Genomic DNA, 15,312 nt, shown 5'->3' with positions numbered 1-15,312 from the left:
ACCCGCCTAGAAGGTGTAACCGATCCCGCCGCCGGTGATCCACTGGCCGGCCGAACCGGCCTGGCTGACGATGGGGCTGTCGGCGAAATCCCCCAGAAGCTGACTGCGCGAGACGAGGCCGAAGACGCCCCATCCGCGGCGGATGTCGCCCGAGAGCGAATAGGCGCCGACGAGATTGATCGAATAGCTCTTCACGCCGCCGTCCGCGTCATACGCCGGCAATGCGGGCACGAGGGTCGGACCGAGGGCGGGGACGTCGAAATAGGTGTCGGCGAAGCCGTCGCCGACGATGTCCATGCTGGCGCCGAGCGAGACGAAACTGCGGATCGACAAAGGGGTCGAGAAGTCCACCGACGGGGTGATGATCGTACTGCCGTGCGCGCCGTTGATGTCTTGGACGACGCTGACTTGCGCGGTGAGCGTGTCGTAGGGGTTTGTCAGTTGCTTGAACTGTACGCCCGCGAAACCGCCGACCTCGATGGCGGTTTCGGTCTCGGGGAGTTGGGCGACCAGCGGGTCCTTCACATTGTCGCCGCGCCCGAAGCGCACGCCCGCGATGGGGCCGGCGGTGAAGCCGATCTTGCCCGACGTATTGGGAAGCACGTCGGCATAGAGCTTGAGCCCCCGCGACTGGATCGAGATGTCGCCGATCTGCGCGCGGAAGGCGGCGCCGGGAATGATGCGGTAATCGTCCGAGCCCTCGTAATCGGGCAGATAGACGATGCCCGCACCGATCGTCACGCTGTCGCCGAAGCCCTCGGTCGCTTCGGGCGGCGGGCCCGACGGGGGACCGGCCTCCTGCTGAGCGACGGCAAGACCGGGCGCGACAACAATAGCCAGCGCGGCGACGAAAAGGCGTTTCATGTGGTCTATCCCCGAATGGTCCGGGGGTGAAGCGTTCTACACGAGCGATGGGTTCCCCCGACGTGCCGAACGCTGGCGGATCAGTCGCCGGTGCCGGGTTCGGGCGAGAAATATTTCTCGAACTTGTCTTCCTCGCCCTTGTGCTTGTCGGCATCGGCGGGCGGATCCTTGGCGACCGTGATGTTGGGCCATTCCTCGGAGAATTTGGCGTTGATCTCGAGGAATTTCTCCTGGCCGGCCTCGGTATCGGGCAGGATCGCCTCGGCGGGACATTCGGGTTCGCACACGCCGCAATCGATACATTCGTTGGGATTGATGACGAGCATGTTCTCGCCCTCGTAGAAACAGTCGACCGGGCAGACCTCGACGCAGGTCATATATTTGCATTTGATGCAGGCCTCGGTGACGACGTAGGTCATGTGTTTCTTCCCTGAAACTTGAATGGTTGGCGATTGGCTAGACGCGGCTCCAATGCGTCGTCAACGGACAAGTTTCTCCTGCGATTGGTTCGCATTTTCATCTAGCAATCGATAGTGCGCGCGGGCTTCGGCCGGGGGGCCCCGCCGCTCGGGCAGATCGAGAATTTCGAGGACGCGGACCTCGCCGCGCAAGGGAAAGGTCAGCACCGATCCGGCGGCGACGCAGTGACTGGGCTTGAGGATGCGCTCGCGGTCGATGCGCAGGCGTCCTTCGGCGACGAGGCGCTGCGCGGCGCCGCGCGTCTTCACGAGCCGTAAGCGGCACAGCAGCGTGTCGATGCGGAGCTGGTCGTCCTTCAGCGTTTGAAGTCCTTGAGCGCGTCGGCAAAGGCGTTGCCGGGTCTGGGGGCGCGGACGCGTCGCTTGGGGTCGGCGCGCCGCTTTTTCCTGCGGTGCCCCTTCCATTCGTAGCCCGCCTTGCCCGGCGCGAAGCCGATATCGCGCATGAGGAGGGCGACGTGCCGGTCGTCGAGCCCGATCGAGGTGGCGAGCGCGACGTCGAGCGGATCGCTCCCCGACGCCTTGGCCTTCATCGCGAAGGCGGCGAGGCGGTCGGCCATGTCGATGCGGATCCACTGGTCGTCGAGGCGGCGGAAGGCCAAACGGGCGCCTGCCGGATCGACCGTCTCCTTGAGGATGGCGGCACCGGGCGGCGGAATGTCGGGGAGCGGAATGCCCTCGCGGACGGCGAACAGAAGGCCGCGCCATTGCTGGGCGGCGGGCTTCAGCAGCGTCGCGATGAACACGTCGAGGGGGCCGAGGCGGACGCGAAGCTTGTGAAGTTGCGAGCGGTCGGGCTTCTCCAGATTGGAGATCGCGCCCGCGAGCGCCTTGCGCGGCATCACCCCGCCCGCATCGGCGAGCATGGCGGCGATGGCGCGGACATTGCCTGCGATCTTGGAATCCGACGCGGCGTCCGCGAGCTGGCGGAGCGGGCCGAGATGGCGCTCGATCTGGCGGTCAACCCAGCTTTCGAGCCGGGCGCGAAGCGCGGCGCGCTGGGGAGCCGAGAGCCGGTCGAGCGCGCGCACGGTGCGCACGGCGGGTTCGGTGAGCGAGCGGCCGGGCGCGAGCCTTGCGAGAAGGACGCCATCCCAGCCGACGCCGATCCGGCCATTCTCCTCGACCAGGGTGAAAGCGGTGTCGGGGGCGTCGATGAGCTTTTGCGCGCGGCGGGAGAGCTCTTCGCCCAAGCGCCGTTCGGCGGCGGCGAGCAGCAGGCGTTTCTCGCCCGCCTTGGCAGTGGGGTCGACGATGAACTCGAAGCCCGCAAGGTGCCCGATCGGCTCGGGGCCCACCGACACTTCGCCGTCGGCCGCGACGGTGACGGGTAGCGCGTCGGCCCCTTTGGCGCCGATGTCGCGGACGAGCAGCGACGTGCGGCGATCGACGAAGCGCTGGGTCAGCGCATTGTGGAGCGCATCGGACAGGCGGGCCTCGACCTCGCGGGTCCGCTCTGCCCAGCGCGAGGGATTGTCGAGCCAGTCGGACCGCTGCGCGATGTAGGCCCATGAGCGGATGCCCGCGAGGCGGTCGGCGAGCGCTTCGATATCGCCCTGGACACGGTCGAGGCGATTGACCTCGGCATTGAACCAGTCCTGGCTGATATGCCCGCCTTCACCGATATAGCTGTAGATGCGGCGGACCATGCGCGCGTGGTGCTGGGGACCGACCTTGCGGAAGTCGGGCAGGCCGCAGCAGGACCAGAGTCGCTTGACGCAGGCGCCCGATGCAGAGGCGATCGCGGGGTCCTCGGCGAGTTGCTTCAGGACGGCGAGGTCGATCGACAGCGGGGCAGAGCGGAGCATGCCCTCGTCGGGCTTGATCTCGAGGCTGGCGATCAGCGCGGGGACATCGGTGAAATCGAGGTCGGGATTGCGCCAGTAGACATTGTCGAGCGGGCGGAAGTGGTGCCCTTCGATCGCGTGGATTTCCTCGTCGGTGAATTCGGGAGCGCTCTCGCCGCCCAGCGACAGGGTGCCGAAGCTGCCGTCGGTCTGGTGGCGGCCCGCGCGACCCGCGATCTGCGCCATTTCGGGGATGTGGAGGCGGCGCGTGCGGCGGCCGTCGAACTTGGTGAGGCCCGCGAAAGCGACGTGCTTCACGTCCATGTTGAGGCCCATGCCGATGGCGTCGGTGGCGACGAGATAGTCGACCTCGCCGCGCTGGAAGAGTTCGACCTGCGCGTTGCGGGTGGCGGGCGAGAGCGCGCCCATGACGACCGCGGCACCGCCCTTGAAGCGGCGGAGCATCTCGGCGAGCGCGTAGACCTGCTCGGCGGAGAAGGCGACGATGGCGGCGCGGGGCGGCAGGCGGTTCAATTTCGTGGTGCCCGCATAGGTCAATGTCGAGAAACGGGGGCGGGTGACGATCTCGGCCTCCGGCACGAGTTCGCGTACGATGGGACGCAATGTTTCGGAGCCGAGGATGAGCGTTTCCTCGCGTCCGCGCGCATGGAGCATGCGGTCGGTGAAGACATGGCCGCGTTCGGGGTCGATGCCGAGCTGCGCCTCGTCGATGGCGGCGAAGGCGAAGTCGCGCGGCAAGTCGCCGGGGTCCCCGGGGAGCGCTTCGGCGTTCGGAATGGGCATCGATTCCGCCGTACACAAAACGTAGCGCGCCTGCGGCGGGACGATGCGCTCCTCGCCGGTGACCAGCGCCACCGATTTCTCGCCCTTCAGCTTGACCACGCGGTCGTAGACCTCGCGGGCGAGAAGACGCAGCGGAAAGCCGATCACGCCGGAGGAATGGGCGCACATCCGCTCGATCGCCAAGTGGGTCTTGCCGGTATTGGTGGGCCCGAGGATGGCCCGTACGAGGCCGCTGTCGGCGCGGGTCATGGACATGATGTTAGGGCAGCGGGGCGGCGATGCAAGTCTGTCGTTTCCGAGCCACGCGACGGCCATCCCTTTGACATTTACACTTTTTAACCATCTCATCGGCTATAGGGGACGCCAAGGACTCGCGCGCATGCGACGCGCCGAGTCGGGGAAGGATGATCGTGAAGCTCAGACCGCTGGAAATCTCGGGACGCGTGCGGGTGACCGCAGGGGTGTCGCTGGGCGCCATCGGGCTGGCAGCGCTGGTCGGCGTCGCGCCGATCTCGACCGCGTTCGCGGGGAGCGATCCGGTGTTGCCGGGGTCCGACATGGCCGCCGAGCTGGGCGCGGCGGGTGTGAGCGCGGGGACGAGCGGTCGCCTCTCGGGACGGCGGATGGCGCCCGATGCGAGCGTCCATCACCTGGCCTACGTTCCCGAACGACCGTTCCGCGAACTGGTCGCACGGGTCGGCGAGGATGGCGGGCTCGAGAAGAGCTTGCGCCGCGCCGGCGTGTCGGCGGGCGATGCGCAAGCGGCGAGCGCGGCGGTCAAGGCCGCGAGCGGCGTTGCGGTGCCTGCGGGTACGAGCGTCTCGGTGCGGCTGGGCGAGGCGGGGGCCAATGGTGGTCGCCCGCTGACGCATTTGAAGCTGCGCGCGCGGTTCGATCTCGACGTCTCGCTGGAGCGCGAGGGCAATCGGTTCCTCGTGACGCGCCAACCGATCGCGGTGCGCGCCGACCCCAAGCGGATCCGCGGGCGCGCCGGCAGCGGCCTCTACTGGGCGATGCGCTCGGCCGGTATCAGCGCGCGCGCGGCGCAAGATTATCTCAAGGCGATTTCTTCCAAGGCTGACGTCGGTGATGTCGGGCCGGGCGACTGGTTCGATGTCGTCATCGAACATCGGCGCAGCGCCGCCGGCGAGGAAGCGGCGGGGCCGTTGCTCTACGCGGCGCTCGACCGCGCGTCGGGCGACGATGTAACGCTGATGAACTGGACGGTGCGCGGCAAGGCCGACTGGCTCGACGCGACCGCGATGGACGGCGAGGCCGAAGGCATGATGTGGCCCGTGGCGGCGCGCATCAGCTCGGGTTTCGGCATGCGGCGCCACCCCATCCTTCGCTACAAGCGGTTGCACGCGGGCATCGATTTCGCGGCGGGCCATGGCACGCCGATCGTCGCCGCCGCCGATGGACGCGTCGCGCGCGCCGGCTGGGCAGGCGGATACGGCAAGCAGGTGCGGCTCGCCCACGAGGACGGCCTGTCCACGAGCTATAGCCACATGTCGGGAATTGCGGTCGCGCCGGGCACGATGGTGCGACAGGGCGAGGTCATCGGCTATGTCGGCTCGACCGGCCTGTCGACGGGCGCGCACCTCCACTACGAGGTCCGCCAGAACGGCCAGCCGATCGATCCCAACAACGTGCGGATGGTCCGCCGGCCCCTGCTGGACGCTGCGGAAATGAAGCGCTTCGAGGCGCGGCTCGAACAGTATCGAAAGCTGCCGACGGCCTGAGGCGCGTCGCTCCTACGTAGAATCCGGAATGACCGTCCGTGTGCGCCTGCGCTCTGCGGCGCCGAGCGGCGTCAGGCGTTGACGGTGCTCGAGGGGACGCCGAGAGGCGCATCGGCCGGCTGGGACTCCGCCTTCGCCTTGACGACCGCGGGGTTCAGCTTGCCACCGGGCAGACGGTGCCACCAGTAGGTGAAAGGCGCGAACCACCATTGACGGAAGGTCGGTTCGGGAAAGTCCTTGACGCCGACGGGCGGACGATATTCGTCGTCATGCCAGTAGACGGTGCCGAACATCACGTCCCAGACGGTGAACATGGCGCCGAAATTCTTGTCGAAATGTTCTTCTTCCATCGAATGATGGACCCGGTGGAAGCCCGGCCCGATGACGATCCAGCGCAGCGGCCCCATGTCGAAGGTGACATTGGAATGGGTGAAGGCCGCATGCAGCTGGCGGATCGCGATGATCCACCACAACAGGCCCGCCGACCCTTCGATGAAAGCGAGCGGGAGCGCGACGATGATCCCGTTCTGGATGGGCGCGGTCCAGTGGTTGTGATTGTTGATCGCGGACAGATAGGTCGGCGCATGGTGCGGCGCGTGGAACGGCCACAGATAGTAGCTGTGGACGATACGGTGCGACCAATAGGCGACGAAATCCTTCCACAGGATGGTGCCGAGGACGACGAAGGGTCCCATCCAGGCGAACAGGTCGACGACCGGAGTGATCCCGATCGAACGGTAGAAGTCCACGAAGGCCGTGCCGACCAGCATGAAGCCCGCCATCTGCACGAGCTGGAAGGGCACGCCCGCGAGACGGCGCTTCATCGGCATGTCTTCGCGCCCGAACCGCATCTCCACGATCGTGAGGAAGAGCAGCATCAGGAACAGGACAAGGCCCGAGTTGAACACCCGGTGCAGGAAATCGAGAGCGCCTTCGATCAGCATGACTCTACCTGTGGAGAGGAAGGGTTAAGACTTACTTGCCGTGACCGCGCCAGCGTTTGACGACGCGGCCGATGATGCCTTCCTCATCGCCTGTCTCGCGCCACATTTCGGCGAAGCTGGGGTCCGAGGAGGCCGGGCGTTTTTCCGCTTCGAGCGTGTCGAAGGACACGCGGATCGGGATATTCACGCCCTCGCCGCAGACGATGACTTCTCGGTTGCGGAGCGCGGGAATCGCATCGAGGAAGCCGCGCGCGCCTTCGGGCATGGCCGCGCGCACCATGTCCTGGTCGCGCTCGTTGTTGAGACGCATCGAGAGGATGGTGCCGCACTGCGAGAGCACGCCTTCGGCAAGGTCGGACGGGCGCTGGGTGATGAGCCCCAGCGACACGCCATATTTACGCCCTTCCTTGGCGATCCGCTCGAGGATGCGGCGGACCGACTGGCCCTTGCCGCCCTTGTCGTCCTTGGGGACGTAACGGTGCGCTTCCTCGCAGACGAGGAGCAGCGGGCGGAGCGCCTCGGTACGGCTCCAGATGGCATAGTCGAACACCATGCGCGCCAGCACCGAAACCACCGTCGAGGTCACTTCGGACGGGACGCCCGACACGTCGATGATACTGATCGGGCGACCGTTGGCGGGCAGGCGGAACATCTTGGCGATGAACTGCGGCATGGTGTCGGACACCATCATGCCCGAGAACATGAAGGTGAAGCGCGGGTCGGAGCGCAGTTCGTCGAGCTTGTTCTTGATGCGCTTGTAGGGCGTTGCCTCGCCTGCGCGATCGAGGTTGCCCATTTCGGCGACGATGATTTGGTTGAGGTCGGTCAGGAGATAGGGGATGGGGCTGTCGACCGTGACCTTGCCATATTCGGCGGCGAGCTTGTTGCGGCTGCGCGCTTCGAGGAGGCACTTTGCGAGAATGTCCTCGTCGCGCTGGCGCTCCGCGCCGTCGGAGGTGAGGAGCACTTCGCAATGCTCCTCGAAATTCATCAGCCAGTAGGGCAGCTGGAGATTGTCGACGTTGAAGATCTCGCCGTAGTTCTTGAAGGCCGCCGAATATTCGCCGTGCGGGTCGATCATGACGATGTGACCTTCGGGGGAAAGCTCCGAGATACGGTGCAGGATGAGCGCGACCGAGGTCGATTTGCCGGTGCCGGTCGAGCCGAGAATCGCGAAATGCTTGCTGAGCATGGGATCGACGTAGAGCGCGCCGCGAATGTCGTCGGTCGGGTAGACGGTGCCGATCTCGATGTGCGGACGGCTGTCGGCGGCGAACACGCTCTTGAGGTCGGCGGTGGTGACGGGAAACACTTCGGCGCCGGGAATCGGGAAGCGGGTGACGCCGCGCTTGAAGCTCGACAGGCGGCCGCCTTCCTCGCGCTTGCCCTCACCGAGGAAATCGACCTTTGCGATGACCTTGTTGCCCTCGCCCGCGCGCATTTCGCGCACGTTGGCGATCAGCCAGTTTTTGCCCTGCGCCATCTTCACCTGGCTACCGACCTGGCCCGACAGGCGCAGCGCGGGATCCTCTTCCTCGGCAAGTTCGTGGAGCCGCTCGATATCGATGGTGATGGCCGAGCCCGAGCCGGCGATCTCGGTGACCCGTCCGATCGGGGCGGAGTCGAAGGGTGCGGCTTCGGGCGAAGGCGTATCGCCGTCCGCATAGGTCTTCAGTTCCGAGAGGAAGGCGTTGAGGTTGGGTTGGTCGGTCATGGCCGCTTTCGCTTGTCAAAGAGGTGCTGTTCAGCCTCTCCTGTCGCAAAAAGCGGTTAACGATCGATTATGGTTGGCTCCATTTTACGAGCGGCGCGCGAAGACGAAGGCGGCGAACCAGCCGAGAAACAGCGAGATGGCAACGGCGGCGAGGCCATATTCCCACTGGCGCCGTTCGGCGGCGAGCGCGACGAAGCGCTCGAAGCCGGTCTTGCCGATGGCGACGTCGCGGGTCGCGACCGCTAGCACGCGGCCATCGGCGATCAGGAAGGTCTCGGCGGTATAGTCGCCCACGGGAACGCGGCTGGGGATGGCGATGCGGGCACGGTAGAGCACGCCGTCGGTAACCTCGATGCCGTCCGGATATTCGGCGTAGAGCTGCGCTTCCTTCATGCGTTCGATGAAGCCCTGCTCGATGCGACGCTCGCCTGCGGGATCCTGCCCGGCGCCGGGCGAGAGCTGGAGATTGGCGAGGCCCAATTCGTAGATGGCGGCGGTGCGCTCGTCGACGAGGCGGCCCAAGGGCGCGCTGCTGGCGACGGCGTAGAAGCCGGGGGCGGAACGAAACAACTGCGAATCGGCATTGACCCAGACGCCGGCGACCTTCTGCTTCTCGCGCACGAGGATGCTGTCGGCGGGGCCGCGCAGGACGACCGCGACATCGGCGCCGCCGGCCGGCATGTCGCCGGGGTAGATGATCGCGCCGAACAGAAGCAATTCCTCCCCCGTGAAGCTGGTCTGGATCTCGACGCGGCGCGAGGAAACGTCGGGAACGAGCGTCGGCGCGGCGCCAACGAAGAGAAGCCAGAGCGCGACGAGGGCGGCGATGCGCGTCACAGGATGGTGACCGTGAAAATGTCGTCGGGGCGGTAGGTGAGGCCGAGGAACATCCGCAGCGCCACCGCCATGATGATGAGCGCGAGCGCAAGGCGCAGATAGTCGGGCTTCACCTTCTGCGCGATGACCGCGCCATATTGGGCGCCGATGACACTGCCGAGCAGGAGCAGGATGGCGAGGACGATGTCGACCGCCTGCGTGGTGAGCGAATGAATGAGCGTCGTGACCGCGCTGACCGCGAGGATCATCACGAGGCTGGTGCCGACGACGACGCGCGCGGCCATGCCGAGGATGTAGATCATCGCGGGGATGACGATGAACCCGCCGCCGACGCCCAAAAGCACCGTCAGCACCCCCGCCCCGTAGCCGACGAGCGCAGGGGCGATGGGGCTGATGTAAAGACCCGATGCATAGAAGCGCCAGCGCCCGGGAAGCGCGGCGATCCAGCGGCGGTGGCGGCGTCGCGGGCCTTTGCGCGTCGGCGGGTCGATCCATCCCAGCGCGACCGCAGCGTCGCGAAGCATGAGGCTGCCGATGCCGCCCAACAGGAGGACGTAGAGAAAGCCGATGACCAGATCGACCTGCCCAGAGGCCTGGAGAAGGCGGAAGATGACGACGCCCGAGAGGCTGCCGAGAATGCCGCCGACGATCATCACGCCCGCCATGTGGAAATCGACCCCGCCGCGGCGCATGTGCGCGGCCGCGCCCGAAACCGACGTGCCGGTGACCTGCGTGGTGGCAGAGGCGACCGCCACGGTGGGCGGGACCCCGTAGAAGATGAGCAGCGGCGTCGTCAGGAACCCGCCGCCGACGCCGAACAGGCCCGACAGGACGCCCACCAGCCCGCCCAGCGCCACGATGACGAGCGCGTTGACGGCCATTTCGGCGACGGGGAGGTAGATGTCCATTCCATCGCCAGCCGTAGCGCTGCAGTGCAGCGAAATGAAGGCAGGAAGGCCCTCTTTGGACTAGAAATCGGCAGCCACGGTCACGGTGGCGCCGGTGTCGGGCGCGGCATTGCCGGTGAGGCGGTAACGATAGTCGGCGTGGACGCGGACGGGGCCGAGCGGAACCGACACGCGGGGACCGATATCGAGACGCGAAACGCCCGGTTGTGCCGCGCCCCAGACGCCCGCGCCGCCCGATAGCGAACGCCACAGCGGACGGGTGGCGGTGGCCGCGCCGTCGATGAACCATTGCGGGTTCTCGATCCCGACGGCGCCGCCTTGCGCATAGGCATCGAGGCGAAACGCGCCGAGCGATCGGTCGTAGAGGCCGGTTTCAGCGAAAGCGGCGAAGGCCGAGCGGGCAGCGGCGCCCGCCCCGATGGCCTCGCGCCGTTCGATGGTGAAGGCGAGCGGCGCGTCGGGCGAAGGTCGGTAGCGCAATCCGAAGGCGACCTCGTCGCCGCGTACCGACCCGACGGCGCTCGAAGCGCGGGCGGAAAGGCCCCAGTTCTCGCTGTGATTGTAGAGCAAACGTGCGCCGATCTGGTCGCCGCCGAGCATCGAGCCGGGGGCGAGGCCGGGCGCCGCTTCCGCGCCGCCCAGTGCCTCGCGGAGGAACGCCCACGCCGAAAGCTGCCAGCGGTCGGCGCTTCGCGAGGGCGCGGCGCCGGGGGCGGCGATCGGCGGGGGGACGGTCGGCGCGGCGGCAGTACGCGGCGCTGCGCGCGCGATCGTGTCGGCGTAGACGGGCGTTCCGTCGGCGAGCGAATAGCCGATGAGGGGCGCGCTCGGCGCGGTCGCCTGCGCCATCACGGGATAGGGAATGCGCTGCGGGACGTAACGCGGGACGGGCACGTCGATCACCTGTCGGCGGTAGCGAGGTTGCGGCGGCGGAGCGGCAGCCCATCGCGGCATGGCGGGCCATTTTCCGACGGCAGGCGGGGCCGAGCCGTAGGGCATCAGGATGCCATAGGGAGTCAGGATCGCACCAGCGGGCCATCCGGCCTGCGTCATGATCGGGGCCCCATCGGCGGATGTCGCGGCGGGGTCGGCGGCATCCTGTGGGATGGAGACGCGGGGAGCGTCCAGCGCGGCATCGACGACGCGCGTCTCGTCGCCATCGTCCGGGCCGTCGAGCCAGCTGGCGTCGACGACCTGCGGCCCCACGAAACGCACGCCTGCCCATCCGACCATCACGAAGGCGAGGAAGCGGACCGCGGGGCTCATGCCTGGTGCTCCGCGGGAAAGACATGGTCGGTCTTGTCCCACTGCAGCGGGCGGCGGCCGACATGAAGACGCAGCGCGCGCCACGAGGCGAAGATGGCGATGACGTTGCCGACGACCAGACGTGGGATCGAGAGCAGCCCCTGCATCGGGCCGTAGGTCATCGTGGTGAAAAGCGCGCGCATGAGAACGCGCCAGGTGAGGAGCACGGCGTTCGCGACCAGCAAGCTGCCGAGCACCGGGCTGACTTCCGGCATGACCGGCGCGCCGAGCTTGGCGGCGATCCACAGCTGGGTCCAGAGGAGCAGTGCGGCATAGCCGGTCAGCAGCAGGAGCGCGGCGAGCGGTCCGCGACGGTCGCGCAGCCGCATCCACCGCTCTCCCCAGCCACCCTGCCAGCCGAGCCGATCCCATCCGGCAAAGGCGATGCCGCCGATCCAGCGCGCCTTCTGGCGCACGGCGGCGTTGAAGGTGCCGGGAAAGTGGCCGCGGCTGGCGACCATGTCGCCGGATCCGGGAATGGCGGGGATCCGCACGAAGATGGTGCGCTCGCCCGTCTGCCCGATGCGCAGGCCCAGTTCGTAATCCTCGGTCTGGCTGTCGGCGTCGAACGGCTTGCCCTGTTGGCGCGCGGCGATCTTGCCGAGGGGGTCGCGCCCGATCGCGCAGGCGACGCCCGCCAGCGGCACGGCGGCCCCCACAGCCTCGCGCACGACCAATTCCTTGCCATGGCTCTCGGCGAATTCGTCGCAATAATGGCCGCCGATGAACGTCGAACGCGGATCGAGGAGCGGAACGACGGGAAGTTGCACCGCGCCCGCTTTCTCGATGAGCATGTCGAACAAGGGCAGCTCGAAGGGGTGCACGAGATCCTCGGCGTCGTGGAGGATGACCGCTTTGGCGCTCTTGCCGCGCTCGCGTTCTTCCTCGAGCAGCGCGAGATAGAGGTGGTTGAGGCAGTCCGCCTTGGTCGTCGGCCCGTCGTGAGGAAGTTCGACGGGGATCACGCGATAATCCTCGACGCTCGCGATGGCCCGGGCGGTCCGCGGATCGTTGGGATAATAGCCCACGAACAGGCGATAGTCGCGCTTGCCCCAGCGCGAGAGCGTGGAGGCGAGCATGTCGGCGATGACGCGATGCTCGTCCCAGGCCGGAATGAAGACGGCAAGCCAGCCGGGCTCGCGCGCCGGAGTCATGCGGTCCCCGAACGCGCGCGGATAGCGGCGGTAGACCGTGGCGTAGCGCCACAGGCGGCGGGTGAAATAAAGGATGTCGACGACGAAATCGTCGATCGCGAAAAGGAAGAAGCCGACCGCGGCAAAGAGCGCGAGCTCCTGCGCGATGGTCGGCAGGACGCCGCTCACACTCATGACTGGATACCCCGGACCACTACGCGCCTCCCCCAAGGCCGTTTTTCCGAGCAAGGCGAGTGATGCCAGCGGCTGAATGCGAATGCAACCGAAACGGATGAACAACCTGTGCCGCAGCGGGATTCTTGCGGTGAAGATCGCGCTAACCTAGCGTGGCGCGCATGTTGACCCTGACGACCGCGCTGCTGCTGCTGGCGAGCCAACCCGTCCACCTCGGGGGCGACGAGCGCTGGGCGGCGTTCCGCCTGGCCGACGGGCGGTGCGAGGCCCGTGGCCGGGCGTGGCGGGTGCTGCCCGACAGTCAGCGCCATCGCCAGCCGATGATGCGGTTCACATTCCGCGAGGCGCGAGCCCCCTATCTGCACGTCGGGCTGCGACGGCAGGTACGCGAGGGCGCGGCGGTGACCTTGGCGGTCGACGATACGCCTTTCGTCCTCGAAGGCGAGGGTTACGACGCCTTCGCCGACCCGAAGACGACGCGTGCGATCGTCGCGGCGCTCCGGACGGGCGCGAAGATGCGGGTGACGGCGCGCTCGGCGACGGGCGCGCGCTTCACCGATTATTACCCGCTGGGCGGTGTGCAGGCGGGGATCGACGCGGCGGCAGCGGGATGCGCCGGACGTCGGACGCGTTAGGGCTGGAAAAAGCGACCTCCATCAACTAGATGGCCGATCACTCATGAGCGCCGATACAAATCTGATGCCGATCGCCGGCAACGTCGATCCCGTGGTTGCGGGAGGCCGCGATGCGCCCGACTTCGGCGGCAGGACCAATCTTGTCGGGATGTCCAAGGACACGCTGCGCACGACGCTGACCGAAGCGGGGATGGCGGAGAAGCAGGCGAAGCTGCGTTCCAAGCAGATCTGGCACTGGATCTACAACCGCGGCGCGACGCGCTTCGACGAGATGACCGACATCGCCAAGGCGCAGCGCCCCTGGCTCGAGGAGCGGTTCACCATCCGCCGCCCCGAGGTCGTCGAGGAGCAGGTCTCCACCGACGGCACGCGCAAATGGTTGCTGCGCACGCACGACGGCCATGATTTCGAGATGGTCTTCATCCCCGACGCCGACCGCGGGACGCTCTGCGTGTCGAGCCAGGTGGGATGCACCCTCAATTGCCGTTTTTGCCACACGGGCACGATGCGGCTGGTGCGCAACCTCGAACCCTACGAGATCGTCGGGCAGGTGATGCTCGCGCGCGATACGCTTGGCGAATGGCCGAGCCGTCCCGACGGTCGCCTGCTGACCAACATCGTCATGATGGGCATGGGCGAACCGCTCTACAATTTCGACAATGTCGGGCAGGCGCTGAAGATCGTCATGGACGGCGACGGGTTGGGCCTGTCGAAGCGGCGGATCACGCTGTCGACGTCGGGCGTGGTGCCGATGATCGAGCGCTGCGGCGAAGAGATCGGCGTCAATCTCGCGGTCTCGCTCCACGCGGTCACCAAGGAGATCCGCGACGAGATCGTGCCCTTGAACCGGAAGTATGGGATTGAGGAACTGCTCGAGGCTTGCGCGGCCTATCCCGGCGCCAACAATGCGCGGCGGATCACGTTCGAATATGTGATGCTCAAGGACAAGAACGATAGCGACGAGGATGCGCACGAGCTTGTCCGGCTCTTGAAGCACTACAAGCTCCCCGCGAAGGTGAATCTCATCCCCTTCAACCCCTGGGAGGGTGCGCCGTACGAATGTTCGACGCCCGAACGGGTCAAGCGGTTCAGCGATATCGTGTTCGAAGGCGGCATTTCCGCACCCGTGCGTACGCCGCGCGGTCAGGATATCGACGCGGCCTGCGGGCAATTGAAGACGGCGGCCGAGAAGAAATCGCGCGCCCAGCGCGACCGCGAGGCGGCGGCCGAAGCCTAAGCGGCTTCGTACAGCGCGAGAATCGAGACGCCAAAGGGCATGGGGACGCGGCCGATCCAGGCACGTTCGGCCCCGAAGATCCGGCGCAGAAGGCCGTTGACGGGTGCGGGCGGGACGGCGTCGTCGGCGCTCTCGCTCTTCGTCACCTTGCCGACGAGCCGCGCGGCGGCGATCGGCGGGAAGAGGTGGCTGTTGAAATAGGTGGCATGGACCGGGCGCCAGCCATGCTGGGTCGCCAGGCCGTCGAGGCGGCTGCGGGTATAGCGGCGGAAATGGTGGTGCGCCGCGTCGTGGTGCGACCACATCCATTGATAGGCAGGTACCGTCAGCAGCAGCTTGCCGCCGGGTTTGAGGACGCGGTGCAGGCCGTCGAGCGCGCTCGCGTCGTCCTCGACATGTTCGAGCACGTCGAGCAGCGCGACCATGTCGTAGGCACCGTCGTCGATGCCCGAAAGTTCGGGTAGCGCGGCGTCGGCGACGGGGGCGCCGAGGCGCTGGCTGGCGAGGACGCGCGCGGGCTCGTCGAGTTCGACCGCGTCGATACGACCGTGCTTTTGCAGCATCGGGAAATTGTGGCCGGTGCCCGCGCCGACCTCGAGGATGCGGGCGTCCTTCGGGAGTGCGGCGCGGCGGGCGATGAAAGTATCGAGGATGTCGCGGCGCGCCTCGAACCACCAATGGTCCTGGTCGGTCGCGGCCATGCGGTCGAAAACGGCGCGGTCCATGTG

14 protein-coding genes are annotated in these 15,312 nt (G+C 67.2%); 3 read left to right on the top strand and 11 right to left on the bottom strand.

Annotation, left to right across the window (positions count from 1 at the left end; all coding sequences use genetic code 11):
- Nucleotides 1–6: 6 nt before the first annotated feature.
- The 4 genes from WJS89_RS07260 to WJS89_RS07245 all read right to left on the bottom strand — a co-directional run bounded on the left by WJS89_RS07260 (nucleotide 7) and on the right by WJS89_RS07245 (nucleotide 4,183).
- Nucleotides 7–864 (bottom strand): MipA/OmpV family protein, encoded by an 858-nt coding sequence (locus WJS89_RS07260; RefSeq protein WP_346340278.1) that lies wholly within the window; start codon nucleotides 862–864, stop codon nucleotides 7–9.
- An 80-nt stretch (nucleotides 865–944) separates the two neighbouring features.
- Nucleotides 945–1,283 (bottom strand): ferredoxin FdxA, encoded by a 339-nt coding sequence (fdxA, locus tag WJS89_RS07255; RefSeq protein ID WP_346340277.1) that lies wholly within the window; start codon nucleotides 1,281–1,283, stop codon nucleotides 945–947.
- 60 nt (nucleotides 1,284–1,343) lie between these two features.
- Nucleotides 1,344–1,592, bottom strand: a complete 249-nt coding sequence (locus tag WJS89_RS07250; protein ID WP_431993857.1) for an RNA-binding S4 domain-containing protein — start codon at nucleotides 1,590–1,592, stop codon at nucleotides 1,344–1,346.
- Between the two features lie 47 nt (nucleotides 1,593–1,639).
- Complete coding sequence (locus tag WJS89_RS07245; protein WP_346340276.1) at nucleotides 1,640–4,183, bottom strand: helicase-related protein; 2,544 nt, start codon at nucleotides 4,181–4,183, stop codon at nucleotides 1,640–1,642.
- Between the two features lie 161 nt (nucleotides 4,184–4,344).
- Between WJS89_RS07245 and WJS89_RS07240 the strand changes: the two genes are divergently transcribed.
- Nucleotides 4,345–5,676, top strand: coding sequence for a M23 family metallopeptidase (locus WJS89_RS07240; protein WP_346340275.1), 1,332 nt, complete (start codon nucleotides 4,345–4,347; stop codon nucleotides 5,674–5,676).
- Nucleotides 5,677–5,747: 71 nt separating this feature from the next.
- Here WJS89_RS07240 and WJS89_RS07235 read toward each other — a convergent pair whose 3' ends face one another.
- From WJS89_RS07235 to WJS89_RS07210, 6 genes are all read right to left on the bottom strand, one after another.
- On the bottom strand, nucleotides 5,748–6,620 hold the full coding sequence (locus WJS89_RS07235; RefSeq protein ID WP_346340274.1) for a sterol desaturase family protein: 873 nt from the start codon (nucleotides 6,618–6,620) through the stop codon (nucleotides 5,748–5,750).
- Nucleotides 6,621–6,651: 31 nt separating this feature from the next.
- A complete protein-coding gene (locus WJS89_RS07230; protein ID WP_346340273.1) occupies nucleotides 6,652–8,334 on the bottom strand; it encodes an ATP-binding protein in 1,683 nt (560 codons plus the stop codon).
- A gap of 84 nt (nucleotides 8,335–8,418) precedes the next feature.
- A complete protein-coding gene (locus tag WJS89_RS07225) occupies nucleotides 8,419–9,171 on the bottom strand; it encodes a TIGR02186 family protein (protein ID WP_346340272.1) in 753 nt (250 codons plus the stop codon).
- Complete coding sequence (locus WJS89_RS07220; protein WP_346340271.1) at nucleotides 9,168–10,079, bottom strand: sulfite exporter TauE/SafE family protein; 912 nt, start codon at nucleotides 10,077–10,079, stop codon at nucleotides 9,168–9,170. The genes WJS89_RS07225 and WJS89_RS07220 overlap by 4 nt, the downstream gene beginning before the upstream one ends.
- Before the next feature lie 60 nt (nucleotides 10,080–10,139).
- The gene (locus tag WJS89_RS07215) at nucleotides 10,140–11,345 is read right to left on the bottom strand and encodes a hypothetical protein (protein ID WP_346340270.1); all 1,206 of its coding nucleotides are present in this window, start codon (nucleotides 11,343–11,345) and stop codon (nucleotides 10,140–10,142) included.
- Nucleotides 11,342–12,712, bottom strand: coding sequence for a glycosyl transferase family protein (locus WJS89_RS07210; RefSeq protein ID WP_346340269.1), 1,371 nt, complete (start codon nucleotides 12,710–12,712; stop codon nucleotides 11,342–11,344). The genes WJS89_RS07215 and WJS89_RS07210 overlap by 4 nt, the downstream gene beginning before the upstream one ends.
- 161 nt (nucleotides 12,713–12,873) lie before the next feature.
- Between WJS89_RS07210 and WJS89_RS07205 the strand changes: the two genes are divergently transcribed.
- Complete coding sequence (locus WJS89_RS07205) at nucleotides 12,874–13,347, top strand: invasion associated locus B family protein (RefSeq protein ID WP_346340268.1); 474 nt, start codon at nucleotides 12,874–12,876, stop codon at nucleotides 13,345–13,347.
- A 43-nt stretch (nucleotides 13,348–13,390) separates the two neighbouring features.
- Nucleotides 13,391–14,584 (top strand): dual-specificity RNA methyltransferase RlmN, encoded by a 1,194-nt coding sequence (gene rlmN, locus WJS89_RS07200; RefSeq protein WP_346340267.1) that lies wholly within the window; start codon nucleotides 13,391–13,393, stop codon nucleotides 14,582–14,584.
- Here the strand turns inward: rlmN and WJS89_RS07195 are convergent.
- Nucleotides 14,581–15,309 (bottom strand): class I SAM-dependent methyltransferase, encoded by a 729-nt coding sequence (locus tag WJS89_RS07195; RefSeq protein WP_346340266.1) that lies wholly within the window; start codon nucleotides 15,307–15,309, stop codon nucleotides 14,581–14,583. The two genes, rlmN and WJS89_RS07195, sit on opposite strands and share 4 nt — an antisense overlap.
- Between the last annotated feature and the right edge of the window lie 3 nt (nucleotides 15,310–15,312).

It is taken from the genome of Sphingomicrobium aquimarinum, assembly GCF_039655735.1.
Classification (GTDB): Bacteria; Pseudomonadota; Alphaproteobacteria; order Sphingomonadales; family Sphingomonadaceae; genus Sphingomicrobium; species Sphingomicrobium aquimarinum.
This window is presented reverse-complemented; position numbering and strand designations above follow the sequence as displayed.

Excerpts from the sequence above, each read along its gene's own strand:
- WJS89_RS07235 (WP_346340274.1), bottom strand. The coding sequence starts at position 6,620 with ATGCTGATCGAAGGCGCTCTCGATTTCCTGCACCGGGTGTTCAACTCG.
- WJS89_RS07260 (WP_346340278.1), bottom strand. The coding sequence starts at position 864 with ATGAAACGCCTTTTCGTCGCCGCGCTGGCTATTGTTGTCGCGCCCGGT.
- WJS89_RS07245 (WP_346340276.1), bottom strand. The coding sequence starts at position 4,183 with ATGACCCGCGCCGACAGCGGCCTCGTACGGGCCATCCTCGGGCCCACC.
- WJS89_RS07220 (WP_346340271.1), bottom strand. The coding sequence starts at position 10,079 with ATGGACATCTACCTCCCCGTCGCCGAAATGGCCGTCAACGCGCTCGTC.
- rlmN (WP_346340267.1), top strand. The coding sequence starts at position 13,391 with ATGAGCGCCGATACAAATCTGATGCCGATCGCCGGCAACGTCGATCCC.
- fdxA (WP_346340277.1), bottom strand. The coding sequence starts at position 1,283 with ATGACCTACGTCGTCACCGAGGCCTGCATCAAATGCAAATATATGACC.
- WJS89_RS07215 (WP_346340270.1), bottom strand. The coding sequence starts at position 11,345 with ATGAGCCCCGCGGTCCGCTTCCTCGCCTTCGTGATGGTCGGATGGGCA.
- WJS89_RS07205 (WP_346340268.1), top strand. The coding sequence starts at position 12,874 with ATGTTGACCCTGACGACCGCGCTGCTGCTGCTGGCGAGCCAACCCGTC.
- WJS89_RS07210 (WP_346340269.1), bottom strand. The coding sequence starts at position 12,712 with ATGAGTGTGAGCGGCGTCCTGCCGACCATCGCGCAGGAGCTCGCGCTC.
- WJS89_RS07195 (WP_346340266.1), bottom strand. The coding sequence starts at position 15,309 with ATGGACCGCGCCGTTTTCGACCGCATGGCCGCGACCGACCAGGACCAT.
- WJS89_RS07230 (WP_346340273.1), bottom strand. The coding sequence starts at position 8,334 with ATGACCGACCAACCCAACCTCAACGCCTTCCTCTCGGAACTGAAGACC.